Source organism: Pseudomonas sp. H1_D04, assembly GCF_054683855.1.
The window spans coordinates 4,513,220-4,536,829 of sequence record NZ_CP162826.1 but is presented as its reverse complement, the minus strand read 5'-3'; the positions used below and the strand labels follow the sequence as shown (position 1 = coordinate 4,536,829).

Genomic DNA, 23,610 nt, shown 5'->3' with positions numbered 1-23,610 from the left:
ACGTTTACGTCAACCTGCCATTAGCTTAGCGCCAGGACCTTCTTGAGCGCCGCCATGAGCATCACCTACAGCATCTCCGACCTCGCCCGCGAGCTCGACATCACCACTCGCGCCATTCGCTTCTATGAAGAACAAGGCCTGCTGACCCCGGAGCGCCGGGGCCAGGAACGCATCTATTCGGCACGGGACAAGGTCAGCCTCAAGCTGATCCTGCGCGGCAAACGCATCGGTTTTTCCCTGGCCGAATGCCGCGAGCTCATCGAACTCTACGACCCCAGCAGCGGCAACCACATCCAGCTCAACAGCATGCTGGCCAAGATCGCAGAGCGCCGCGAGCAGCTTGAGCAACAGTTGCTGGATATCGAACAGATGAAACTGGAACTGGACACCGCCGAAGAGCGCTGCACCCAGGCCCTCGCGCACACCATGAGCCAGGCTGGCCATTGATCAGAAGGTAACTGCCATGTCCCACCCATCAAATCCACTCCCCTCCCATGTGCGCCTGGTCGAAGTCGGTCCGCGCGATGGGCTGCAGAACGAAGCCCAACCCATCAGCGTGACCGACAAGGTGCAACTGGTGGACGCCCTCAGCGCGGCGGGTTTGAGCTACATCGAAGTTGGCAGTTTCGTCTCGCCCAAATGGGTACCGCAGATGGCCGGTTCGGCCGAGGTATTTGCGCAGATCCAGCGTAAGCCCGGCGTGACCTATGGCGCACTGGCACCGAACCTGCGGGGTTTTGAGGATGCCCTGGCGGCCGGGGTGAAAGAAGTCGCGGTGTTTGCGGCAGCGTCCGAGGCGTTTTCCCAACGCAATATCAACTGTTCCATCAGTGAAAGCCTGGAACGCTTTGCGCCGATCATGGCTGCAGCCCGGCAACATGGCATCAGCGTGCGCGGCTATGTGTCCTGCGTGTTGGGTTGTCCTTACGAAGGCGAGATTGCGCCAGAGCAAGTTGCCGCAGTCGCGCGGGAGTTGTATGCCATGGGCTGCTACGAGGTTTCCCTGGGCGACACCATCGGCACCGGCACGGCAGGCTCTACCCGGCGACTGTTCGATGTCGTCGGTGCGCAGGTGCCACGGGACAAACTGGCGGGCCACTTCCATGACACCTACGGCCAGGCGGTCGCCAACATCTACGCCAGTCTGCTGGAGGGGATCAGTGTGTTCGACAGCTCTATCGCGGGCCTCGGCGGCTGCCCTTACGCCAAGGGCGCCAGCGGTAACGTTGCCACTGAAGACGTGGTCTACCTGCTCAACGGCCTGGGGATCGACACCGGCATCGACCTGCAAGCGTTGATTGCCGCAGGCCTGCAAATCAGCCAGGTCCTGGGCCGCCCTACGGGTTCGCGGGTGGCCAAGGTCCGTAACGCCGTTTGAGTAGAGCAGCCGTGACAATGTGTTACCGCACGACTACACATCGAGTAACACGGGAACATATTTTGTCGAACTTTGCGTAAGCCAAATCCGAAAAAAAACTAACCAGCTGATTTTAAAGGGTTTTTAAAAGTTGGCACGGCTTCTGCTATCTCTATGGCATAACAAGAATAAAAAGCGCCAAACCTAATAAAAATAAGACGAAACGACTCTGACATAACAAAAACAACACGGCAGAGACGCAGCTAACAGATTTTTTTGGAGAAGATGTGCTTCGCAGGGTACGGCTCGCCGAAACCCGCAACCGGTTAGAGAAAAATAAAACTACCTCAGGTAGCTACCCACTGGTTGGATCGGTCACGAAGAAGCAGGTCAGCGCTCAAAAAAATACGTTTGCTCTTGACCCCGCATGGGGGTCGCTAAAAACAGCGGTAAAAGGGTCACGGCTACCAAAAACAACAACAGGCCGCCCTTCAATAATAAAAAAGAGCACGCAACGACAAATTAAAGGGGACCCTCGGGTCCCCTTTGTGCTTTCTGCACATGGCCTTTTCAGACCTCTGTCCCCTGCTCCGCGGCGGCGTTGTTGAGCACCGACCGCGTCAGTGTGCGCATGGCCTGTTCTTCTTGCTCCCACTGCGCCACGCGCAGCAGGTTGAACTGCTCGATATAAAACGCACTTTGCATCGCGCCATCCACCAGAATCTCTTCCCTGTGCTTACCCAGCACAGTCATCAGGTTATCGACCAATTCGGTGTGTGTTGCCTGCCACTGCGCCCTGTCCGGCGCGCTATCCTCCAGCGCCTGCCAGTCCGAGACCGCTTCGAGCGCCTCGCCCTTGGCCCGGTTCAGCGCGGTACCGGGCGCCGTCAAGGCCTCAAGCTCCTGAGGGTAGCGAGTGCGCAAGTGCTGTTGCCAGAAACGCCGCTCGGCAAAAAACGCTGACTCATCCGCAACAATCCGCTCATTCGCGAGCACCTGCGTATAGGCCTGGTCGAGTGCTGCCGGGCTTACATTGGCTTGCTGGGGAAACAACATGCCGCGGGATTTGACGGGCAGGTCCAGCCGGTCCGCCAGACCGACCCGATAGGCCAGGATGACTTCGACCTGCTCGGTGAACCCAGGCCCTCGCGCCTCGACGTCCCGTTGCGCAATGGTGTCCACCAGATGCAGGCGAAACAGTTTTTTCGCGGTGCTGATCAGTGCGCCCTCCGCGTGCGCATCCCCCGCTTGTACCAGGGCCCTTGCGCCGATCAGTTCCCTTTCAAGGTTCATGAACTCCACCGTGGTGCCATCGCCACAGGTGACTCGATCATCTGCGGTGCTGAAGAGCGTTTCGCGGATGTCTTGGCTTTGCTGTGCTGCTTCCAGCATGTCCCACACCCGCGCCGCCAGGGCTGCACGAGTGTTGGGTGAGGCATATTCGGCGCTGCGTGTGGTGTCGGCCAGTACCGTGAAGAACGGCGCCGAGTCGGCACTGGCACTCAGGTCATCCCACAGAATCCCGCGCTCGGCCTGCAGCGCCGTCGGTGTATCGGCCAGCCAGAGTACCCGCGCTTCGTCGGCGGTGACATGGTCTGCCCATTGCGCCTGATTCACCGGAAACTCACCGGAAAGGCGCACCCGGGTAGCCTCCGAAAAGGGGTTGTCATGCACAGAGATCCGTTCCAGATGCTGGAACGCGTATTCCGGCAGTGTCGTGAGCCGATTGGTATGCAGGTCGATCCGCGCCAGTTGAGTCAGTTGCTCGACGCCCGCCGGGAAACGAGTGGTCCCGGTATCGCTCAGATACAGCTGGTTCAGACTGCGCATATTGCGCACGTCGGCGGTCCATCCCAGGTTGCGATTGCCGGAGAGGTTTAGAATCTTGAGGCCATGCATGCCTTCCAGGCGCGCTCGGCTTTGCTCGGTCAGGCGGATATCGTTGCGGCTCAGGTTGAGCTTGGTCAGCCCAACGCCCGCGTTGGCGAACTCCGGCAGTTGAGTGAGGTTGTTCTCACGCATGTCCAGCCAGCGCAAACCGCCGAAGGACTGCAGAAACGGCAGGGAGCTGTCCGACAGCCCCATGCGCCGTAAAGTCAGGCGGCCCACGTGGTCCATATTGGCGCTGAGCTGCGGAAGCTCGTCGATGACTTCACCAGACAGATCCAGGACATGCCCGATAGACGTGCCATCCGCCGCGAACGCCGTAGCCGACTCGCGCTGCCAGGCGTATCGCACGGTCGCGCTGACCCGACGCCTGGCGCTGCGGTAACCGGGCTCACCTTGTTGCTGCCAGGCGACCAATTCCCGGTCTAGCTGTGCGAACTCTTGTTCAAGCTGATTGAGCCTGGCCACCAGCGCCGCACTGCCACGGCCTTGCAACCCCAGCATCTCGACCACCGCCTCGATGGATTTCGACGGGTACAGCATCATTGCTTTCATCACGCACACCGAGGGCCATTGCTGCGCACCGCCCACCGGGCTGAGCGGGTAGCCGATGCGCCCGTCGGCCAGGCGCATGGGCGACTTGAACCCCGGCTTGATCGCTTGCAGGCGCAGGGCTTGGCGGCTCGCCTGTTCGCTCAACGGCTGAGTGGTGATCTGTGCCTTCAAGGTCGGCGTCGATTCGCGTATTCGCGGCATGTCGAGGCCCTGATCCTCAGTGGCCACCAGTAGCGCGCTGTAGAACGCGTCTTTATCGGCACGATGGTACGAAGCCACCTGCGGTTCGCGGTACACCGCCCATTCCTTCATGCTGACGCGCACAAGGCGCCGCTGTCGCGGGGCGTCCGCACGGCCTATGCGGTCCAGCACCGGCCCGTCATAGGTGCCTGCACGCAACTCGATGCCGACACCGTCGAGGCGGCCGGGCAGCGCCGCCAGCTTGTGCAGCGCCAGGTGTACGCCATCCATGGTCAATTCACTGTCAAACAGCATGTCGGTATGCGCACGCATGACCCGTGCTTTTTGCAGGTAACAACGAGCCTCTTCGGCTAGACGCAGGGGCAACCGGGATGTGCTGTCCAGGTGCACCAACTCCTCGGGGCTGGCATGGTTGGCCAGCTCCTCGGCGGCGAGCCGGGGCAGTCCGGGGAAGCTGTCCTGGATCAGCTGTGCATGAGTATTGCTGGGCCTATCACCGGCCAAAACCTCCTCGCGGTACAGCTTGCCCTGGGTGTTCTTCGCCACCTCCAGCAACCGGTCACGGTACCTGAGTGCTCTCGCCTCGGGCGTACGCTGCGCGGGCATCATAAGCTGCGCCTTTGCCTCCAAGTCTTCTCGGCTTGCCGGCCGGGGAATGGGATCGCCTTCCTCGTCCGTCAGCCCACCAAAATCCAGGCGAGTACGGAGATCGTGCAGCACGGCCTCTTCGTCGAGCAGTTGACGGATTTCAGGCTCACTCAATTGTTTGAGAAAAGCCGGCAGCAACATGCCACTGTCGGTCTGCTCGGCATCAAGCTTCACCACCTGGCTGCGCGTCCTGACCCGGTCAGAACGCCAGGTCAGATTGCCTTCGGCATCAAAGATCACCAGCACCCTGGATTTTGGCCACAGGCCATTGTCCACCAGCAATTTCAATTGCAAGGTCGCGTCGACCCGGCCGAACACCTGCGGATCATCGCTGCTCAACTGGTCGATAAACGCCTGGTGCTTGCCCGCCAACTCAAAGCGCCGCAGGGTTTCACTGAATATCGGTGGCGGCAGTTGCTGCTCGACATAGATACGGCGCAGTTCATCATCGGACACCCCGCTGATCAACCGAAGCTGCTCCAACTGGTCATCGCTCAGGCGCTCGACACGGGGGCCCATACGGCGCAACAAGGTTGTGCGATCCCAACTCAAAGGCTGTTCAAACTCGTGCACCCACGCGCCTTCGCCGTTATGCCGGATACGCGGTGCATAACGCGTGTCACCTTCGGGATGGATCAATGTGAAGGCATTGCGGCCCCGTGCGGCCTGGACTTCATAGTGGCCGCCACCTGCAGCCGGCAAGTACAGGCGCCCCTCGTGGGGATAGAGTCCATCGGACTGCGGTACAAGACCGGCCGGCAATGTAACCTGATGCTTGTAGGCACCCGGGCTGAAGTCATACAGACGCGGTCGCCCGCCCATCTGGACATGCACCAGCCGTCTGACCAACGCGGTGTCCTTCAACACCGTCAGCGCCTTGGGGACCGCAAGCCCCGCCACATTCAGCGCCACCGCCGAGAGATGCGCCCAGGCCTGGTGCGTGTCGCCGTCGGACCATGACTCAAGGCCCTCACACACCTCGCGAGCCATCTGTATCGCCCCCACTACCAGCATCACTTCACCGAGCACCGGCACCACGAACGCCGCCAGATTAAGAATATCCAGGGCCTTGCTGCCCCACGACCAGAGCCAGGCATTGTAGGTTCGCGTAGTGATGTCGTCGGTCGAGACCGCGCCGGCACTGGCGTTGTTCATGATCGAACGCACGCGCTGCAGCGCGCTGTCGTACCACACGTCTTTCCAGACCTTGCCGTAGTTCCCCTGGCGCTGGACCGGCGTTCTTTTGTTTACATCAAAATTATCGCTGAAGCTGTACCCCTCCTCAGGGTCAAGCAACATTTTAAGCTTGGCAAAAAAATCATTCTGCTCGGCCAGTGGCACAAATTGGCTGAAGAACGTGCGGTACTTCGCGCGGCACAGGCGCAGGGTCAGTGCTTCGGTGAAAGCGCCCACGTTGTCATAGGCCTTTAGCGGATAAAGCGGATCGCCGGGGATGTAAACCATGCACGGCCGAGGCACGATCTCGGAGTTGACCAGGTACTGCTCCATCACCCGCGGGCCGATGATCAGGATGCTGTCCAGCTCCAGCCCCAGCAGCCGAAATCGACAGAACGCGACATCATCACCCGCCCATTTGCGTCCAACCGGGTCGATCAGGATCTGTTTGATCAGCGCATGCTGAGACGGGTCGATATCCGCCTTCATCAAGGCGATCTCAGCGGCCAGTTCCAGTTGGTTTCGATGGCTGGTGATCAGCGTGCTGTAGAGCTTTCCGGGCGGCGCGTCTGGCACCGCGTTTATGTGCGCATTGATCGTGGTACGCACGTGTTCGAAGTATGACTTGCCCAGGTCAAGCTCCCGACACAACTGGGCAAAACGATAGGCGTCAATGTCCAGTTTTTGCGCCTGGACACTCCACACAGAATGAATGACGCGTACGCGGTAGCTGTGAAAGTTGTAACAGGTGATCAGGTGGCAATCACCGCACACCGGTGCGGTGGCTTCATTCGCAGTGAAGTTATTCAGCGCCGCTTCAAGCAGGCTCTGGCCTTTATAGAAATAAAACTCGGGCGCCAGTGCATGCTCGCTGTCGGGTTCCAACTCAGCGGGTCCGGGGTTGCATGTGGTGTTCGCCATCTTGCGCGCATAGAACACCTGGCGAACGTCCAGGCGTTTACCGAACGTTTTCTCGATGGCGGCAACCAGTAATGGCTCGGCGTAGTCCGCCGGATTTTGCAGCGAACCAAGCAACTGATCGAGCTGGTTCAGCGAGCGCCGACTGCGCTCGTGAACCTTCTTGAGCCGCTCCTTGGCTGGCGCTTGAGCCTGTTTGTACCAATCCGGAATACGCAGGCCCACGGCGGTCAGTTCGGTTTTACGCGCGTCTACTGCATCGGTGTACCACCCGGGCGTGTTGTCGCGGATTACCGTGACGTGAGGGCCCTGATCCTCCTCAATGTCAGGTGTGGCTGGGTCTGTCATGTGCATCGCCTTCAGATAGCGGAATATCCCGCCACTCTAGGCAATGGGCCCCATACCGAAGCGGTAGCCATGCACCGCGTTTCAGGCGTCGCCCTGCAGCTCCTGGAGACTGATTTCGCGCATCCTGAATTTCTGGATCTTACCCGTCACCGTCATCGGGAACTCCTCCACAAACTTGAAATGCCGAGGCGTCTTGAAGTGCGCTATGCGGTCCTTGCACCACGCCTGCAACTCCAGCGCATTGGCCACATGGCCAGGGTGGAACTTGATCCAGGCGACAATTTCTTCGCCGTAGCGCGCATCGGGAATGCCGATGATCTGCACGTCAGCCACTGCCGGATGGGTGAAGAAGAACTCTTCCAGCTCCCGTGGGTACACGTTTTCGCCGCCACGAATGATCATGTCCTTGTTGCGCCCGGCAATGCACACGTAACCGTGTTCATCCATGCTGGCCAGGTCGCCGGTGTGCATCCAACCGGCGTCGTCAATGGCCTCTCGGGTGCCTTCGGGGTTGTTCCAGTAGCCGAGCATCACGCTGTAGCCACGGGTGCACAGTTCGCCGATCTGGCCGCGTGCAACGGTGTTGCCCGCCTCGTCGATGATCTTGTTTTCCAGTTGCGGCTGGGTGCGACCGACAGTGGTCACGCGGCGTTCCAGGTCGTCATTGGCGCCGGTCTGCAGCGACACCGGGCTGGTTTCGGTCATGCCGTAGGCAATCTGTACTTCGCCCATGTGCAGTTCGCTGATGACCCGGCGCATCACTTCGATGGGGCACGTGGCGCCGGCCATGATGCCGGTGCGCAGGGTGGACAGGTCAAAGTCGGCGCGGCCCGGATGATCGAGCATGGCGATGAACATGGTGGGCACGCCATACAAGCCGGTGGCGCGCTCTTCGGCGACGGCGGTGAGGGTCAGCAACGGGTCAAAGCCGTCATTGGGATAGATCATGGTGGTGCCGTGAGTGATGCAGCCCAGGTTGCCCATCACCATGCCGAAACAGTGGTACAGCGGCACCGGGATCACCAGACGATCCTGCGCGGTGAGGCCCAGGCTTTCGCCGACCATGTAACCATTATTGAGTATGTTGTGATGGCTGAGGGTGGCGCCTTTGGGGAAACCGGTGGTGCCGGAGGTGTATTGAATGTTGACCGGTTGATCGAAGTGCAGGCTGGCCTGGCGCGCGTGAAGTTGCTCGGGCGCAACGCCGGCGCCGAGGTTCGCCAGTTGCGACCAAGGCATAAACCCCGCGGGCGGCTCGGGGTGAAGGCTGATCAGGCCGCGCAGGTCGGGGTTCAGTTCCTGCAACATAGCGTGGTAATCGGAGGTCTTGAACAAACCGGCACACACCAGCCATTGGCAGCCGGATTGCTTGAGCACGTAGGCAAGCTCGCTGCTGCGATACGCCGGGTTGATGTTGACCAGGATCACGCCGAGCTTGGCGCTGGCGATCTGGCTGATGCACCACTCCGCGCAATTGGGCGCCCAGATGCCCAGGCGATCGCCGGTCTGCATGCCCAATGCGAGGAACGCGCGGGCATGCAGTTCAACCGTCTCGGCCAATTGCTGCCAGGTGTAACGACGTTGCTGATGAAGCACTACCAGCGCTTCGCCCTGCGGGTATTGCGCGACGGTGCGATCGAAGGCCTGGCCAATGGTCATGGCCAACAAGGCCTTGTCCTGAGCGCCACGGCTATAGCTCGGCTGCGGTTGATCCATAACGACCCCTGTTGTCTTTTTTGTAGGTTGACGTAAACGTAAACTACGATTGACAGCACCACAACGCAAGCTTACGTTAACGTAAAGGTGAGCGCCCTCCTCTGATGAGCCCTCCATACAACAACAACGCTGATATTTAAGGTGCCTGTCCATGAGTTACCCGTCCCTGAACTTCGCCCTCGGTGAAACCATCGACATGCTGCGCGACCAGGTGCAGTCCTTCGTGGCCAAGGAGATTGCGCCTCGCGCGGCTCAGATCGACAGTGACAACCTGTTCCCCGCCGACCTGTGGCGCAAGTTCGGTGACATGGGCCTGCTGGGCATTACCGTGGCCGAAGAATACGGCGGCGCCGGCCTGGGTTACCTGGCCCATGTGGTGGCCATGGAGGAGATCAGCCGTGGTTCTGCGTCTGTAGCGCTGTCCTACGGCGCACACTCGAACCTGTGCGTGAATCAGATCAACCGCAACGGTAATCACGAACAGAAACTCAAATACCTGCCCCAACTGATCAGTGGCGAACACGTCGGCGCTCTGGCCATGAGCGAGCCGAACGCTGGGTCCGATGTGGTCTCTATGAAACTGCGCGCCGACAAGCGCGGCGACCGCTACGTGCTCAACGGCAGCAAGACTTGGATCACCAATGGTCCCGACGCCAACACCTACGTGATCTATGCCAAGACCGACCTGGAAAAAGGCCCTCACGGCATCACTGCGTTTATCGTCGAGCGCGACTGGAAGGGCTTCAGCCGCAGCAGCAAATTCGACAAGCTGGGTATGCGCGGCTCCAACACCTGCGAACTGTTTTTCGATGACGTCGAAGTGCCCGAGGAAAACATCCTCGGGGTGCTCAACGGCGGCGTAAAAGTACTGATGAGCGGCCTCGATTACGAGCGTGTGGTGCTGTCCGGCGGCCCTACCGGGATCATGCAGGCCTGCATGGACCTGATCGTTCCCTACATCCACGACCGCAAGCAGTTCGGCCAGAGCATCGGCGAATTCCAGCTGATCCAGGGCAAGGTCGCCGACATGTACACCCAACTCAACGCCAGCCGCGCCTACCTCTACGCCGTGGCCCAGGCCTGCGAGCGCGGCGAAACCACGCGCAAGGACGCGGCCGGGGTGATCCTCTACAGCGCCGAACGCGCCACGCAAATGGCCCTGGACGCGATCCAGATTCTCGGCGGCAACGGCTACATCAATGAATTCCCCGCCGGCCGCCTGCTGCGCGACGCCAAACTGTATGAAATCGGCGCCGGCACCAGTGAGATTCGGCGGATGCTGATCGGTCGTGAACTCTTCAACGAAACTCGCTGAAGGAGCGCCCCATGGCCACCTTGCACACTCAACTCAACCCGCGCTCGGCGGAGTTTGCCGTCAACAGCGCGGCGATGCGCCAACAGGTCGACGCCCTGCACACCTTGCTCACCCATGTGCAACAAGGCGGCGGCGCCAAGGCGCAGGAGCGGCACACCTCACGTGGCAAATTGCTGCCCCGTGAGCGCATCAATCGCCTGCTCGATCCGGGCTCGCCGTTCCTTGAACTCAGCCAATTGGCCGCCCATCAGGTGTACGGCGAAGACGTGCCTGCAGCCGGGGTAATCGCCGGGATCGGTCGCGTGGAAGGCGTCGAATGCATGATCGTCGCCAACGACGCAACGGTGAAAGGCGGTTCGTATTACCCACTGACCGTGAAAAAGCACCTGCGCGCCCAGACCATCGCCGAGCAGAACCGCCTGCCGTGCATCTACCTGGTGGACTCCGGCGGCGCCAATCTGCCGCGCCAGGATGAAGTATTCCCCGACCGCGAGCACTTCGGGCGGATCTTCTTCAACCAGGCCAATATGAGCGCCCAAGGCATCCCACAGATTGCGGTAGTGATGGGCTCGTGCACAGCCGGTGGCGCCTATGTACCCGCCATGGCGGACGAAGCGATCATGGTGCGCCAGCAGGCCACCATCTTCCTTGCCGGCCCACCGCTGGTAAAAGCCGCCACGGGTGAAGTGGTCAGCGCTGAAGACCTCGGTGGGGCCGATGTGCACTGCAAGATATCCGGCGTGGCCGACCACTATGCCGACAGCGACGAACACGCCCTGGCCCTGGCCCGACGCAGTGTGGCCAACCTCAATTGGCGCAAGCAGGGCCAGTTGGTGCAACGCGCGCCAGTGGCGCCGTTGTACAGCAGCGATGAGCTGTACGGCGTGATCCCGGCGGATGCCAAGCAGCCATTCGATGTCCGCGAAGTGATCACACGGTTGGTGGACGGTTCGGTGTTCGATGAATTCAAGGCGCTGTTCGGCACAACACTGGTGTGCGGTTTTGCGCACTTGCACGGCTACCCGATTGCGATCCTGGCCAACAACGGGATTCTGTTTGCCGAGGCGGCGCAAAAAGGCGCGCACTTTATCGAATTGGCCTGCCAGCGCGGGATTCCACTGCTGTTTTTGCAGAACATCACCGGCTTTATGGTCGGCCAGAAATACGAAGCCGGCGGCATCGCAAAGCATGGCGCCAAGCTGGTCACCGCCGTGGCATGCGCCAAGGTGCCGAAGTTCACGGTGATCATCGGCGGCAGTTTCGGCGCCGGTAACTACGGCATGTGCGGCCGCGCCTACGACCCGCGTTTTTTGTGGATGTGGCCCAACGCACGAATCGGGGTCATGGGCGCCGAGCAGGCCGCCGGCGTGTTGGTGCAGGTCAAGCGTGAGCAGGCCGAGCGTGCGGGCAATGCATTCAGTGCTGAAGAAGAGGCCGCGATCAAGCAGCCGATCCTCGATCAGTACGAAACCCAGGGCCACCCCTACTACTCCAGCGCGCGCCTGTGGGACGACGGTGTCATCGATCCGCAGCAGACCCGCGAGGTGCTCGCCCTTGCGCTGTCCGCCTCCCTGAACGCCCCTATCGAGCCGAGCCGCTTCGGCGTGTTCCGCATGTAATCGGAGCTGTACCCATGAGCGATTTCAACACCCTCGAACTGATCACCGACAGCCGTGGCTTCGCCACCCTGTGGCTCAGTCGTGAAGCCAAGAACAACGCGTTCAATGCCGAAATGATCCGCGAATTGATCATTGCTCTCGACCAGGTGCAAGGCGACCCAAGCCTGCGTTTTTTGGTGCTGCGCGGACGCGGCAAGCACTTCAGTGCCGGCGCGGACCTGGCCTGGATGCAGCAGTCAGCCGAGTTGGATTACCACACCAACCTCGACGACGCCCGCGAACTGGCAGAGCTGATGTACAACCTGGCCAAGCTGAAAATCCCGACCCTGGCCGTGGTGCAAGGCGCAGCCTACGGTGGCGCCCTCGGGTTGATCAGTTGCTGCGACATGGCGATCGGCGCCGATGACGCGCAGTTCTGCCTGTCGGAAGTGCGCATTGGCCTGGCGCCGGCGGTGATCAGTCCGTTCGTGGTGCAGGCCATCGGCGAACGCGCGGCGCGCCGGTATGCTCTGACGGCCGAACGCTTTGGTGGCCAACGTGCGCGAGACATCGGTTTGCTTGCCGAAAGCTACCCGGCCGGTGAGCTGGATACCCAGGTCGAGCAGTGGATTGCCAACCTGTTGCAAAACAGCCCGGCAGCGATGCGCGCGAGTAAAGATTTGCTGCGTGAAGTGGGCAACGGCGCCCTCACCCCAGCACTGCGCCGCTACTGCGAAAACGCAATTGCGCGGATTCGCGTCAGTGCCGAGGGGCAGGAAGGATTGAGGGCGTTCCTGCAAAAAAGGTCACCGAGCTGGCAATCCCAGGAGCCGCGCCCATGAGTACACTGACGACCCTGCTGGTAGCCAACCGGGGTGAGATTGCCTGCCGGGTGATGCGCACCGCCAAAGCAATGGGCCTGACCACCGTGGCCGTGCACAGCGCCATCGACCGCGATGCGCGGCACAGTCGCGAGGCGGATATTCGCGTGGACCTGGGCGGCAGCAAGGCCACGGAAAGTTACCTGCAAATCGATAAGATCATCGCGGCCGCCCACGCCAGCGGTGCCCAAGGGATTCATCCGGGCTACGGCTTTTTGTCGGAAAACGCCGGTTTTGCCCGGGCGATTGAAGCCGCCGGCCTGATCTTCCTCGGCCCGCCCGCCTCGGCCATCGACGCCATGGGTAGCAAATCCGCCGCCAAGGCGCTGATGGAAACCGCTGGTGTGCCGTTGGTGCCGGGTTATCACGGCGAGGCCCAAGACCTGGAAACCTTCCGCGCCGCCTGCGAACGCATTGGTTATCCGGTGCTGCTAAAAGCCACAGCGGGGGGCGGTGGCAAGGGCATGAAGGTGGTTGAGCACGTCGACCAACTCGCCGAAGCATTGGCCTCCGCCCAGCGTGAAGCACTGTCGTCGTTTGGCAACGGCCAGATGCTGGTGGAGAAATACCTGCTCAAGCCGCGCCATGTGGAGATCCAGGTATTTGCCGATCAACAGGGGCATTGCCTGTACCTCAATGAACGCGATTGCTCGATCCAGCGTCGGCACCAGAAGGTCGTCGAGGAAGCGCCAGCGCCGGGGCTGAGTGTTGAACAGCGCAAAGCCATGGGCGAAGCCGCCGTGCGAGCCGCCCAGGCCATCGGCTACGTTGGCGCCGGTACCGTGGAGTTTTTGCTGGATGCGCGCGGCGAGTTCTTCTTTATGGAAATGAACACGCGGCTGCAAGTAGAACACCCGGTGACCGAGGCCATCACCGGCCTGGATCTGGTGGCTTGGCAGATTCGTGTCGCCCAGGGCGAAGCGCTGCCGATCAGCCAGGAACAGGTGCCACTGATCGGCCATGCGATTGAAGTGCGCTTGTATGCCGAGGACCCGGCCAATGACTTCTTGCCCGCCACCGGGCACTTGGCGCTGTACCGCGAATCCGCGTCGGGCCCGGGGCGTCGGGTGGACAGCGGCGTTGGCCAAGGGGACAGCGTTTCGCCGTTCTACGACCCGATGCTCGGCAAGTTGATTGCCTGGGGCGAGGACCGTGAGCAGGCACGCCTGCGATTGCTGGGTATGCTCGATGAGTTTGCCGTCGGCGGGATCAAGACCAACCTGGGCTTCCTGCGGCGCATCATTGGCCATCCCGCATTTGCGGCGGCCGAACTGGATACCGGATTTATTCCGCGTTATCAGGATGAGTTGCTGCCCGTGCCCGGTGAGTTGAGCGATGAGTTCTGGCAGGCGGCAGGTTCGGCGTTTATGCAGAGCTTGCCGGCGGGTGAAGGGCCTTGGGCGGACACCCGTGGGTTTCGTGCCGGGCTACCTGCCGAGGTTTCCCTGCATTTGGGCTGTAATGGGCAGGATCGCCGAGTGACAGTGGGCGAAGATGTTCCGCGACTGTGCGGGGAGCACCTGCTGATCGACCATCACGGCGTGCGTCATTCACATCTGGCAGTACGTCGCGAGGGCACCCTGTTCTTGCGTTGGGATGGCGAGATGCATGGCGTGAGCCTGTTCGACCCAATTGCCGCCGTCGAGGCCAACCAGTCTCATCAAGGTGGCCTTACAGCGCCGATGAACGGCAGCATTGTGCGAGTGGTGGTGGAAGTCGGCCAAGCGGTTGAAGCCGGCACGCAATTGGTGGTGCTCGAAGCGATGAAGATGGAGCACAGCATCCGCGCGCCCAAGGCCGGAGTGGTCAAGGCGCTGTTCTGCCAGGAAGGCGAAATGGTTGCCGAAGGTTGCGCGCTGGTGGAACTCGAAACCGCTGATTAGAACTTCGCCGTGGCCTGCACGACGACGCCAAGGATGCGGCAATCCTTGGTGAACAGCCGTTTCGGGTAGGTAGGGTTGAGCGGCACCAGGTAGAGCTCGCCGCTCTCTTCCATCAACTGGCGGAAGGTCGCCTGGGGGCTGTCTGCCCATTGGGCGACCACCAGCCTGCCGGGTTGTGCGGCGATTGCGGGATCCACCAGAATCATCATTCCCGCAGCGATGCTCAGGCCACTAAGCGCAGTCATGGCGTCCCCCGTCACGGGCAGCCAAAAGGCATCTCCGTGGGCATGGTAGTCCGACAGCTCGAAGCCCGCGGCGCCATAAGCGGGGCGCTCTTCGCGCACTTCGCACAGGCCCCTCCACTCGCTGACCGGGTAGCGAAAATACGGTGTGTACTGTTTAGCCTGAATGGGGACTTCGTCGGTTTTCTCACGCACCTCCTGCACCACTTCCAGGTAGCCCAGCCCCAACTCTTCCAGGACCCGGTTCATGTCTGCCAGGCTCGGCACGCGCCGCTTGTTGAGCCAATGGCCCACACCGCCCTGGGACATGCCCAAGCGTTCAGCCAGCTCACCCTGTGTGACCTTGCGGTCTTTCATGTTGGCCTTGACCAACGCTATCCAGTTATCCATAGCGCCAGACAATACGGCAGGTATTTTTCAGGGCAATAAACAGTTTGTAGTAATCCATAAAACGACATAAATACGATACGTACTATTATCAGGCTCAAGGTTTTCGACACCCACACAGAGTACCGCCCCTTATGACAACGAGCCCGTATCTCCTGCCTGAAGCCACCAAGAGTGACGACGTTTACAACCTGCGCAGCAGCGGTGCTGCCCAGAGGGCGCTGGACTTTTACTTGAAAGAAAATATGTCAGCACCCGTCCCGGACGAAGGTTTTTTCACACTCAAACCGGGCATCAGTCAGGAAGAAGCGCTGGTGCACGCCTCAGAGCTGTTGCGCAGCGCCGCCGCTACGGCCTATGAATCGGCGAGCAGCCATCAAGGCAATCAGCGCGACCTGGCGTTTTCAGTGGTGTATTTGATTGATATGGCGAAGGCGATGATAGAGCGGTCGCTGCAGGCATCGGGGGCTCAGACGAACGCGTAAGAGGCGCGAAGGAAAATATTTCTATCACAGGGATAAAAACATTTGACTTGCAAATGATAATGATTATTATTGGGCTCAGCTGATCGCGAGATCAGTCGATAAACCAAGGGACCTTAGGTCGGACTCTTGGAATATCTCCTCATCAGGCTAATCACGGTTTTTGACCCGGCTCTTTGGCCGGGTCTTTTTTTTGCCAGTTTCCCTGGCGTGGCTTCAGGCTAATGAAGACTGTGTGTTGCTCGATGGCGCGCATGGTAGCAAAAGACCATCGCCAAAAGAAAGTCAGTCGGGCGCTCTGGCTCAGATCTCTGCGAAATAGCGCTTGAGAATCAATCTCATAGATTTTAAGCTGCGGCGGCGTCACGGACGACGCCCCCTTCTCGCAACAATTTTGCGTCCAGTCTTTACCAGACTCCTGTGTAATATAGTCGTCACAACACTCATATTCAGGCAACCAGACTATGACCGTGGCCTTGACTTCCATCAAGATCAGCACCGACTTCGACAGTGGCAATATCCAAGTACTCGACGCCAGCGATGCATACCATTTGTTGCTGGCAATTCGACCCGATACCCGCAGCCACCATTTCCAATGGTTCCACTTCAAGGCCGAAGGCATGCACGTGGGCCACACCCACACCTTTCGCCTGAGCAACGCGGGTGGCTCCTCGTATAAGCATGCCTGGAGCGGCTACCACGCTGTCGCGTCTTATGATCACGTCAACTGGTTCCGAGTACCGACTCGCTTCGACGGAGAGATCCTGCACATCAGCCTCGAAACCCGCGAGAAACATGCCTGGTTCGCCTACTTCGAGCCCTACAGCCGTGAACGCCATGATCGGCTGATAGAGCTGGCGCTGAAATACGCCGGCACTCAACTGCTGGCGACCGGTAAAAGCGTCGAAGGCCGCGATATCCAACTGCTGCGCCGTGGCAAAGGCGGCGAAGGCCGTCGCAACATCTGGATCATCGCCCAGCAGCACCCCGGCGAACACATGGCCGAATGGTTCATGGAAGGCATCATCGAGCGCCTGCAACAGGACGGCGATGCCGAGATGAAAAAACTCCTGGCCGTTGCCGACCTGTACCTGGTGCCGAACATGAACCCCGACGGTGCCTTCCACGGTCACTTGCGCACCAACGCCATGGGTCAGGACCTCAATCGTGCCTGGCAAAGCGCCAGCCAGGAGATCAGTCCAGAAGTGCTGTTCGTGCAGCAACAGATGGAAGAGTACGGTGTGGACCTGTTCCTCGATATCCACGGTGACGAAGAAATCCCCTACGTGTTCACCGCCGCCTGCGAAGGCAACCCGGGCTATACCCCGCGTATCGAAGCGCTGGAAAAACACTTCCGCCGCCACTTGAGTGCGCTGACCCGAGACTTCCAGACCACACATGGCTACACCCGCGACTTGCCGGGAGAAGCCAATATGACCCTGGCGTGCAATGCAGTCGGCGAAAAATACGACTGCCTGTCCCTGACCCTGGAAATGCCATTCAAGGACAACGACGACGCCCCCAACCCGAAAACCGGTTGGTCGGGTGAGCGGTCCAAGCAATTGGGCAAGGATGTGTTGAGTACCGTGGCCGATATCGTCACGGTCCTGCGCTAACGCCCCTGCCCTCAGCCGGCATCAGTCCCTGGTGCCGGTCATACTCTGCAACACCCCATCACGCCGAATCAGTCCATGGAACAACGCCGCCGCCAAGTGCAACAGCACCGTGAAAAACAGCAGGTAAGCCAGATACCCATGGGCCTTGCGCAGCAGCGCAAACAGCGGCGCGTTAGCCGCCACCAGCGCCGGCAACTGCACCGAACTGCTGAGCATTACCGGATCACCTGCCGCCGAGATCATCGCCCAACCCAGCAGCGGCAATACCAGCATCAACCCATACAGCACCAGATGGGATGCCTTGGCCGCCAGCACTTGCCACTGCGGTAAGTCAGACGGTAACGGCGGCTGACGGGTGGAAAAACGCACCACCAATCGAACGATCACCAAAGCGAGGATCGCAATCCCCAGCGGCTTGTGCAGGTGGATCAACCACTCATGCCGCTCCGACACCGACGCCGCCAGCCCCGCGCCGATAAACAACATGGCGATGACCATCAGCGCCATCAACCAGTGCAGCAGACGTGCCAGGGGCGCAAAAAACCGAGGGTGGGCATTCATGGTTTCGACTCCTGAGGGGCACTGTGCAACGGGCCGACTTCACCGGCACGGCGCAGGTACGAACTGGCATACGCCGCCGAGCGGGCGGCCAGCAGCGGATCATTTGAGGCTTCGATGCCGCTGGGCAGAATCAGCGGGTCAAAGTTGATGTCGCGGCAATCACCGTCGGCCTGGGGTTGGCTGCTTTGCAGCACCAGGGTGCCGGCGTTCAACACTTTGTGCTCGCCGGTCCAGCTCTTGCTCGCATCGTCGAGTGGATCGCCGGGGTTGGCCAGGGTGATGTTCAACTGCCAACGCAATGGGCCTGACGCCAGGCGCTGCGCCAAGTCTTTCTCAAGGAAGTCAGCACCGGCCGGCGCAGTATCTCCCGCCGCGTCCTGGCTCTGCGGCACCACACCCCAGCGCACCGCCTGGCGCTTGCCATCGGCGCTCACCAGGTAAAACGCGTTGATGCCGTTATAGGTTTCGGTGGCGTAACTGGCCGATGGCTTGGCGGTCTTGACCCACGCCAAAAACGGCGCCGTCTCGGGATGCGCGGCGAAAAACGCCGGCATATTCGCCGGGTTCGGCTTGCCGGTGGCCGGATCGGGCGCACCCGCTTTGAGCATCTGGTAGAACGCCTCGGGCGTGCCTACCGGGAACACCGGCATGCTGTTCATACCCGTGCGCCATTGCTGGCCGTTGGATTGGTTGAACTGCACGGCGAAGCTGCGGATCGGCACACTGCTGTCCGGTGCATATGGGTTACCACTGGGCAACGCAAACCGGCCGACCAGGGGCGTCTTGGCCTCGCTGAACACCTGGGCACTGGAGTACGCACGGGCTTCGGGGCTGCTCTCGAAATACCCGGCCACGCACACGCCCTTGGCATGGTTCCGGCGAAAACCAGGGTGCACGCCGTTATTCGTTTCCAGGGCATTGACCAAGGTTTTCGGCCGCAGCCGCTGTGGGTCGAGCGTGCCGTTGACGTAGGCAAATGCCCCGGCAACGACAGCAACTACGGCCCCAATACCGGCGAGTCGCGCAATCAGGCTCGCAGTGCTCAACGCAGGACGGGGCGGTGATGAGTGATCTACCATGAACAAACTCCAGGGCCAGAGGCCTTAGGGGGTGAAACTTAAGGTCGGAGCATTGAGACGAATGCCGATCTGCTCTATTCCCTGGCCGTGGATTTATTTTTCCTAGCCTGGAATAACCCTTAACGCCGGACGTCTCTCTAATCCCAGCGTAGTGACCAGCCAGACACCCATGCATGAACTCGACGAACAGTTACGTGAACTCATCCCCAGGCTGCGGCGTTTTGCCGTGTCCTTGACCCGTAACGCCAGCAGCGCCGATGACCTGGTGCAGTCCACCCTGGAACGGGCGATTACCCGCTGGGCCGACAAACGCGTTGAGGGCGATCTGCGCGCGTGGCTGTTTTCGATCCTCTATCGGCAGTTCCTCGACGCCCACCGCCGCACCCGGCGCTATGCACGCATGCTGGAGTTTTTTACCGGCCGCGATGACGCGCAGCCGTCGGTGGAGCGCACCGTGATCGCCCAGTCGATCCTGCAAGCCTTCGATCAACTCAACACCGAACAGCGCGCCCTGCTGTTATGGGTGTCGGTCGAAGGTCTGAGCTACAAGGACGTCGCCGACATCCTCGACGTGCCAGTGGGCACCGTGATGTCGCGCCTGTCCCGGGCACGCCAAGCCTTGCGTCAACTCAGCGATGGCGAAATTGCCAGCCCTTCCCTGCGGATACTCAAATGATCAGCCTGCCCCCCAGCGAACGCGACCTGCATGCCTACGTCGACCACCAACTCCTGGAGAGTGATCGCCGTGTGCTCGACACCTATTTGGCGGCCCATCCCGACGTCGCGGCCCGGGTCCAGGCTTGGCAACAGGACGCGCAACTGCTGCGCGCGTCCTTGAGCGGCGCCCTGCAACAGCCGGCCAACCCGGCACTGGACCCGGCGCTGATTCGCCAACGCATCAAGCATCAATCGCGCCGCCACTTCGCCACGGCGGCGGTGTTGCTGATTGCCGTCAGCCTGGGCGGCCTCGGCGGCTGGCACGCCCGTGAAGCCACACAAGCACCGATGTTGCCGATGGCCGACGCGATGCAAGCGTTCCGCCTGTTTGCCCAAGAAGGCATCATGCCCGCCGACTACAACGGCCAGGACAGCGGCACCATGCAGGCGTGGCTCGACCGCTACTTCAACCAGGCCCACCGCCTGCCGGACTTGAGTCAGTCGGGCTTCAAGCCGGTCAGCGGTCGATTGCTCACCACCGACCAAGGCGCCGCCGCCATGGTGCTGTACGAAGATCCCCAGGGTCGGCGCATCAGTTTCTACATTCGCCCACCGGGCCCGGACAACGGTTTCCTGCCCCACGGCCAGCGCACGGCGGATGGATTACAAGCGCAATACTGGTCCGGCGGCGGCTACAACTATGCGGTGGTCAGCCCGACGGATCAGCCGCCACCTTCCCTTCAGCCGTTCTAGAACCCCACGTCCAGCACCACATTGTCGAGATAGGTGCCGGCGGGTGGGGTGGTCTGGTCGCTGTAGATTTTTGCGTTGTAGTTGAACACCTGGCTGCCGGTGCCTAAGCCATTGCCGGGGTTGACCTCAGCCGTGGAACTGGCCCGCCGCGCTGCGCCAACACTGCCCCACCGCGTGGTGCCGGCGCTTTTGAAAATATCGTAGGCCAGGTAATTGCTGCCTGAAATCATGCGCCGCCGCCCCCCCGCACTCAGCGGATTCTGGCCGTCACTCAGGCCCACGGTGTAGGCACTGCCCTTGGTGCAGGCAATGTTGATGGTTTGCCCGGTCACGGCAGTGAACCCACTGATCACCGGAGCACTGCCAAAGCTGATATTGGGCGCGGTGATCTGACAGTCGTTGGTGACGATCATGCTGACCGTCAGGGTCGCGACGGCATTACCAATGTCCCGTCCCAGGCAGACGCCGCCGATGCCGATCCCCGAGCAATAGTTCCAGTTCCAGGCAATGTTCAACGTCTCGGTATATAGCCCCGCTGCCACATTGCTGCCCGTGATACTGCTCAGGTACAGCGGCACGGTTTTCGTCCCTGGCCCTGCGATCAGCCCCAACGCCTGGGCAATCCCCCCGGATCCACCAAAATCGAATTGCGTGCCTCGGGTAATCGGATAGCTGCTGCTGTTGTTGCCGTAAAGGGTGTAACCGATCACGTCACCGGTCGGCCCGACCATGCCACTCTGGGCCGACGTAACGGTGGCGTAGAAGTGGTCCGACGACACCAACAGCGAAATCAGCGCCGACGTGCAACTCAAACCGGCGTTGGCCGTGGAACTGGTCTGCGCGGCAGTGCGCACCGTCATTGAACTGATCGAGCCGAAGCTGGCCGGCGCGGTGGTGACCACCGAGCACGCCGCCATCGCCGGGCCCGCCTGCAGCAGCCCGAGCAGCAACCATGCCCTGCCTCTCACTGGCACACCAACGGCCCGATCAGCGGCACGCCTTGTTGCTGCTCATCGATATCAAAGGTCGCCTGGCAGGTTTGCCCTTGTCCCAACGTCACCTGCAAGGTGTTGTGGGCCGACAGGTTCTCCAGGTACACCAGACCATCCCAGCCCACCACCGCCTGCTGGCCGCTTTGCTCATGGACCACCAGGCTGCCCAGGGGTAATTCCTGATGCTGACTGTCCACCAGGGTAACGCTCGCAGCGAGCACTCGCCGCAGCGGGAACTCAAGCAGATAACCCGCGCCACGGCGCACCGAAACTCGTTGTTCCACGTTAGGGCTCTGCACATTGAGCGGCAGGTTCAGCGGATCGATTTCATACTTGCCCCGGTAATACGCACTGCTCCATGGCACCAGCAAATGCCCATTGCGATCGGTCTCTCCCACCAACTGGTTTTCGTAGCGTACCGGAATCCCGGCAAACCCCTGGGTACTCACCACCACAAATGCATCGTTGATGCGGTTGGCAGCAAAGGTGTCGCCGCCCATCCACACCAGAGAGCCACTGGCATCCGCCCAGCGCGTCTCGGCATCGCTGCTGCCGTACACGCCGGCCTGCAATTGCACCGACTGCAAACGCCAGGTCAAGTCAGCCTGTCGATAGCTGGGTGCATCGCCTTGGGCATACCCCAGGTTGTAGCCGAACCCACCTTGGCTGGGCACCGCACTGCTGTAGTTGACGCGCTGGCGACGGGTGCCGTCCTTTCCGCGCTCGGTGCTCAACGCCAGGCTGCCGTTGAGGTCGAACGGGATTACCAGTTGTGCCTGCATGGCCCAATTGCTATCGCCGATCTCGCGGTTGGCCGACAGGTAGAAACTGGTGTTGCGCCACAACGGTTTGCTCCAGCTCAGGTTGAGCAGGCGCGTGCGGGAATCGTCCGCTGCCTGCACGTCGAAATACCCAAGGCCCAGGCTGCCAAAACGCTGCAGATTGAGGCTCAGGGTCACCTGTTCGCTGCGCTTGCTGAGGCTGGCGTAGGGCGTGTCGACCAGGGTCAAATCGGCGTAATCGGCGCGCCGTTCCACCCGTTGGTAGGACAGGCTGTAACGGGTGCTGTTGTACTGATAACCCAGGCTCAGTTGCTGGCCGTTGCGGCCTTCGAACTGGCTTTGACTGAGGGCAGTGTTGAGCACGCCAAAATTGCCCAGGCGCACATTGGCGCCCAGCCCGCCGAGAGTCAGATCGCCGGTGGCTTCGGCGTGGCTTTCCAGAGTGAGGTTGTCGGAGTAGCCATAACGCAACGTGGCACTGGTCACCCCTGATCCATAGGAGAAGTCGCGCACGGTGTAGTCGCGGCGCAACGTGCCGGCCGCCACCGAAAAATCCGTCAGGCCTTGTTGCAACAGCGTACTGGTGACGTAGAACGGCACCGTGGTCGACACTTGGCGACCCAGGGCGTCGGTGGTGACGACCACCGCTTCACCCGCGCCGTTGATAAACGGGATATTGGTCAGGGTGTAGGGGCCCGGTTGCAGCAGCGCGCTTTCGGATTTGTAGCCGTTGATGAACAGATCCACCGACGACGGCACTGCCGCCTCGCCCGCAAATTGCGGCAAGGGATAAGTAACCAGATCGGGGCGCACCGCAAAATCGCGCGACAACTGCACCCCGCCCAAGCGTACCGAGCTGCTCCAGGGCAGCGAACCGCTGATCACGTCGCCGGCCTCGTAGGTGAGCAAGCGCTCATCATCCGAGAAACGCCAGGTGGTGTCGTAGCGCCGGTAACCATTATTGAGGGTGCTGTCGTTGATACCGCCGGCCAGGGTCTGGCGATACTGCCCCGTGTTGGACAAGGTGCCCCAGTTGTCGAACAGCCGCACTTCATTCCAGGCCGCGAGGTAGCTGCCGCCTTCATCGGTGTCGTTGAAATACAGGTCGTAGTTGAGCAAAGCGCCAAAGCTGCTCATGGCCTGGGTACGCGGGTAGGTGTCGCGGTTGCCGATGAACTGCTCCTGCAACCACGACGGCGGCACGTCGATCAGCAGGCGCTGGCCGTTGCTGTCGTAATCGCTGTGCAGGCCGGGGATTGCGTCCAGGGCCACGCTGCCGCTGAGTTCACCGGGCAATTTCATGCCCACGTCCTGCAGCGCACCGGCCGGCACATAGAGTTGCCCGGCACGTTGATCGACTGCAACGACGCGGCCGGTGTCCATCTGGTTGACCACCAACTCCAGAAATAACTGTGCATCGGCGACAGCCTCCATGCTGCTCGGCGGCGGCGGCAGGTCGCCAGCCACTGCCACGCCCCACAGCCCGCTGACCACCACCGACAGCCATAGATGACGAGCCCGACCACGACTCACCATGGCGTTGTGTCCTTCAATGGACATCTCCATCTGCTTAAAA

The 23,610-nt window shown here is 60.9% G+C and carries 18 protein-coding genes; 10 read left to right on the top strand and 8 right to left on the bottom strand.

Features of this window, described 5'->3' with window-relative positions:
• The first annotated feature begins 54 nt into the window (after window positions 1-54).
• Entirely contained in the window at window positions 55-447 is a 393-nt protein-coding gene (locus AB4N82_RS21075) for a MerR family transcriptional regulator (protein ID WP_032889825.1), read from the top strand.
• 16 nt (window positions 448-463) lie between these two features.
• Complete coding sequence (locus AB4N82_RS21070) at window positions 464-1,378, top strand: hydroxymethylglutaryl-CoA lyase (RefSeq protein WP_122765498.1); 915 nt, start codon at window positions 464-466, stop codon at window positions 1,376-1,378.
• Window positions 1,379-1,927: 549 nt separating this feature from the next.
• On the opposite strand, the gene AB4N82_RS21065 is transcribed toward AB4N82_RS21070, so the two are convergent.
• Both AB4N82_RS21065 and AB4N82_RS21060 read right to left on the bottom strand, forming a co-directional pair.
• Window positions 1,928-7,090, bottom strand: coding sequence for an NEL-type E3 ubiquitin ligase domain-containing protein (locus AB4N82_RS21065; RefSeq protein ID WP_163034899.1), 5,163 nt, complete (start codon window positions 7,088-7,090; stop codon window positions 1,928-1,930).
• Between the two features lie 81 nt (window positions 7,091-7,171).
• The gene (locus AB4N82_RS21060; RefSeq protein ID WP_460102871.1) at window positions 7,172-8,806 is read right to left on the bottom strand and encodes an AMP-binding protein; all 1,635 of its coding nucleotides are present in this window, start codon (window positions 8,804-8,806) and stop codon (window positions 7,172-7,174) included.
• Window positions 8,807-8,957: 151 nt separating this feature from the next.
• Here AB4N82_RS21060 and AB4N82_RS21055 point away from each other — a divergent pair, with 151 nt between their 5' ends.
• From AB4N82_RS21055 to AB4N82_RS21040, 4 genes are read left to right on the top strand one after another with little or no spacing between them, the layout of a single operon-like run.
• On the top strand, window positions 8,958-10,121 hold the full coding sequence (locus tag AB4N82_RS21055; RefSeq protein ID WP_032889830.1) for an isovaleryl-CoA dehydrogenase: 1,164 nt from the start codon (window positions 8,958-8,960) through the stop codon (window positions 10,119-10,121).
• An 11-nt stretch (window positions 10,122-10,132) separates the two neighbouring features.
• Entirely contained in the window at window positions 10,133-11,740 is a 1,608-nt protein-coding gene (locus tag AB4N82_RS21050) for a carboxyl transferase domain-containing protein (protein ID WP_122765501.1), read from the top strand.
• Between the two features lie 14 nt (window positions 11,741-11,754).
• The gene (locus AB4N82_RS21045; RefSeq protein WP_099600981.1) at window positions 11,755-12,561 is read left to right on the top strand and encodes a gamma-carboxygeranoyl-CoA hydratase; all 807 of its coding nucleotides are present in this window, start codon (window positions 11,755-11,757) and stop codon (window positions 12,559-12,561) included.
• Window positions 12,558-14,483, top strand: a complete 1,926-nt coding sequence (locus tag AB4N82_RS21040; RefSeq protein WP_122765502.1) for an acetyl/propionyl/methylcrotonyl-CoA carboxylase subunit alpha — start codon at window positions 12,558-12,560, stop codon at window positions 14,481-14,483. Before AB4N82_RS21045 ends, AB4N82_RS21040 begins: the two co-directional genes overlap by 4 nt.
• Here AB4N82_RS21040 and AB4N82_RS21035 read toward each other — a convergent pair.
• On the bottom strand, window positions 14,480-15,115 hold the full coding sequence (locus AB4N82_RS21035) for a LexA family protein (RefSeq protein ID WP_095184402.1): 636 nt from the start codon (window positions 15,113-15,115) through the stop codon (window positions 14,480-14,482). The genes AB4N82_RS21040 and AB4N82_RS21035 overlap by 4 nt on opposite strands.
• A 131-nt stretch (window positions 15,116-15,246) precedes the next feature.
• On the opposite strand from AB4N82_RS21035, the gene AB4N82_RS21030 reads away from it, so the two are divergent.
• The gene (locus AB4N82_RS21030; RefSeq protein WP_122765503.1) at window positions 15,247-15,597 is read left to right on the top strand and encodes a DUF6124 family protein; all 351 of its coding nucleotides are present in this window, start codon (window positions 15,247-15,249) and stop codon (window positions 15,595-15,597) included.
• 151 nt (window positions 15,598-15,748) lie between these two features.
• Here the strand turns inward: AB4N82_RS21030 and AB4N82_RS21025 are convergent, their stop codons facing one another.
• On the bottom strand, window positions 15,749-16,081 hold the full coding sequence (locus tag AB4N82_RS21025; RefSeq protein WP_460102868.1) for a hypothetical protein: 333 nt from the start codon (window positions 16,079-16,081) through the stop codon (window positions 15,749-15,751).
• On the opposite strand from AB4N82_RS21025, the gene AB4N82_RS21020 reads away from it, so the two are divergent.
• A complete protein-coding gene (locus AB4N82_RS21020) occupies window positions 16,059-17,210 on the top strand; it encodes a M14 family metallopeptidase (protein WP_032889844.1) in 1,152 nt (383 codons plus the stop codon). The two genes, AB4N82_RS21025 and AB4N82_RS21020, sit on opposite strands and share 23 nt — an antisense overlap.
• A 21-nt stretch (window positions 17,211-17,231) precedes the next feature.
• Here AB4N82_RS21020 and AB4N82_RS21015 read toward each other — a convergent pair whose 3' ends face one another.
• Together AB4N82_RS21015 and AB4N82_RS21010 are read right to left on the bottom strand one after the other, a co-directional pair.
• Window positions 17,232-17,771, bottom strand: coding sequence for a cytochrome b (locus AB4N82_RS21015; protein WP_099600977.1), 540 nt, complete (start codon window positions 17,769-17,771; stop codon window positions 17,232-17,234).
• Window positions 17,768-18,850 (bottom strand): catalase family peroxidase, encoded by a 1,083-nt coding sequence (locus AB4N82_RS21010; RefSeq protein ID WP_122765504.1) that lies wholly within the window; start codon window positions 18,848-18,850, stop codon window positions 17,768-17,770. The genes AB4N82_RS21015 and AB4N82_RS21010 overlap by 4 nt, the downstream gene beginning before the upstream one ends.
• Window positions 18,851-19,019: 169 nt before the next feature.
• Between AB4N82_RS21010 and AB4N82_RS21005 the strand changes: the two genes are divergently transcribed.
• Window positions 19,020-19,526, top strand: a complete 507-nt coding sequence (locus tag AB4N82_RS21005) for a sigma-70 family RNA polymerase sigma factor (RefSeq protein ID WP_122765505.1) — start codon at window positions 19,020-19,022, stop codon at window positions 19,524-19,526.
• Window positions 19,523-20,260, top strand: coding sequence for an anti-sigma factor family protein (locus tag AB4N82_RS21000; RefSeq protein ID WP_122765506.1), 738 nt, complete (start codon window positions 19,523-19,525; stop codon window positions 20,258-20,260). The genes AB4N82_RS21005 and AB4N82_RS21000 overlap by 4 nt, the downstream gene beginning before the upstream one ends.
• Here the strand turns inward: AB4N82_RS21000 and AB4N82_RS20995 are convergent.
• Together AB4N82_RS20995 and AB4N82_RS20990 are read right to left on the bottom strand one after the other, a co-directional pair.
• The gene (locus AB4N82_RS20995) at window positions 20,257-21,177 is read right to left on the bottom strand and encodes a Csu type fimbrial protein (protein WP_050442866.1); all 921 of its coding nucleotides are present in this window, start codon (window positions 21,175-21,177) and stop codon (window positions 20,257-20,259) included. The two genes, AB4N82_RS21000 and AB4N82_RS20995, sit on opposite strands and share 4 nt — an antisense overlap.
• A 47-nt stretch (window positions 21,178-21,224) precedes the next feature.
• Window positions 21,225-23,570, bottom strand: a complete 2,346-nt coding sequence (locus AB4N82_RS20990) for a fimbria/pilus outer membrane usher protein (RefSeq protein WP_122765507.1) — start codon at window positions 23,568-23,570, stop codon at window positions 21,225-21,227.
• Window positions 23,571-23,610 lie beyond the last annotated feature (40 nt).

Excerpts from the sequence above, each read along its gene's own strand:
- AB4N82_RS21075 (WP_032889825.1), top strand. The coding sequence starts at position 55 with ATGAGCATCACCTACAGCATCTCCGACCTCGCCCGCGAGCTCGACATC.
- AB4N82_RS21070 (WP_122765498.1), top strand. The coding sequence starts at position 464 with ATGTCCCACCCATCAAATCCACTCCCCTCCCATGTGCGCCTGGTCGAA.
- AB4N82_RS21065 (WP_163034899.1), bottom strand. The coding sequence starts at position 7,090 with ATGACAGACCCAGCCACACCTGACATTGAGGAGGATCAGGGCCCTCAC.
- AB4N82_RS21060 (WP_460102871.1), bottom strand. The coding sequence starts at position 8,806 with ATGGATCAACCGCAGCCGAGCTATAGCCGTGGCGCTCAGGACAAGGCC.
- AB4N82_RS21055 (WP_032889830.1), top strand. The coding sequence starts at position 8,958 with ATGAGTTACCCGTCCCTGAACTTCGCCCTCGGTGAAACCATCGACATG.
- AB4N82_RS21050 (WP_122765501.1), top strand. The coding sequence starts at position 10,133 with ATGGCCACCTTGCACACTCAACTCAACCCGCGCTCGGCGGAGTTTGCC.
- AB4N82_RS21045 (WP_099600981.1), top strand. The coding sequence starts at position 11,755 with ATGAGCGATTTCAACACCCTCGAACTGATCACCGACAGCCGTGGCTTC.
- AB4N82_RS21040 (WP_122765502.1), top strand. The coding sequence starts at position 12,558 with ATGAGTACACTGACGACCCTGCTGGTAGCCAACCGGGGTGAGATTGCC.
- AB4N82_RS21035 (WP_095184402.1), bottom strand. The coding sequence starts at position 15,115 with ATGGATAACTGGATAGCGTTGGTCAAGGCCAACATGAAAGACCGCAAG.
- AB4N82_RS21030 (WP_122765503.1), top strand. The coding sequence starts at position 15,247 with ATGACAACGAGCCCGTATCTCCTGCCTGAAGCCACCAAGAGTGACGAC.
- AB4N82_RS21020 (WP_032889844.1), top strand. The coding sequence starts at position 16,059 with ATGACCGTGGCCTTGACTTCCATCAAGATCAGCACCGACTTCGACAGT.
- AB4N82_RS21025 (WP_460102868.1), bottom strand. The coding sequence starts at position 16,081 with ATGGAAGTCAAGGCCACGGTCATAGTCTGGTTGCCTGAATATGAGTGT.
- AB4N82_RS21015 (WP_099600977.1), bottom strand. The coding sequence starts at position 17,771 with ATGAATGCCCACCCTCGGTTTTTTGCGCCCCTGGCACGTCTGCTGCAC.
- AB4N82_RS21010 (WP_122765504.1), bottom strand. The coding sequence starts at position 18,850 with ATGGTAGATCACTCATCACCGCCCCGTCCTGCGTTGAGCACTGCGAGC.
- AB4N82_RS21005 (WP_122765505.1), top strand. The coding sequence starts at position 19,020 with ATGCATGAACTCGACGAACAGTTACGTGAACTCATCCCCAGGCTGCGG.
- AB4N82_RS21000 (WP_122765506.1), top strand. The coding sequence starts at position 19,523 with ATGATCAGCCTGCCCCCCAGCGAACGCGACCTGCATGCCTACGTCGAC.
- AB4N82_RS20995 (WP_050442866.1), bottom strand. The coding sequence starts at position 21,177 with ATGGCGGCGTGCTCGGTGGTCACCACCGCGCCGGCCAGCTTCGGCTCG.
- AB4N82_RS20990 (WP_122765507.1), bottom strand. The coding sequence starts at position 23,570 with ATGGTGAGTCGTGGTCGGGCTCGTCATCTATGGCTGTCGGTGGTGGTC.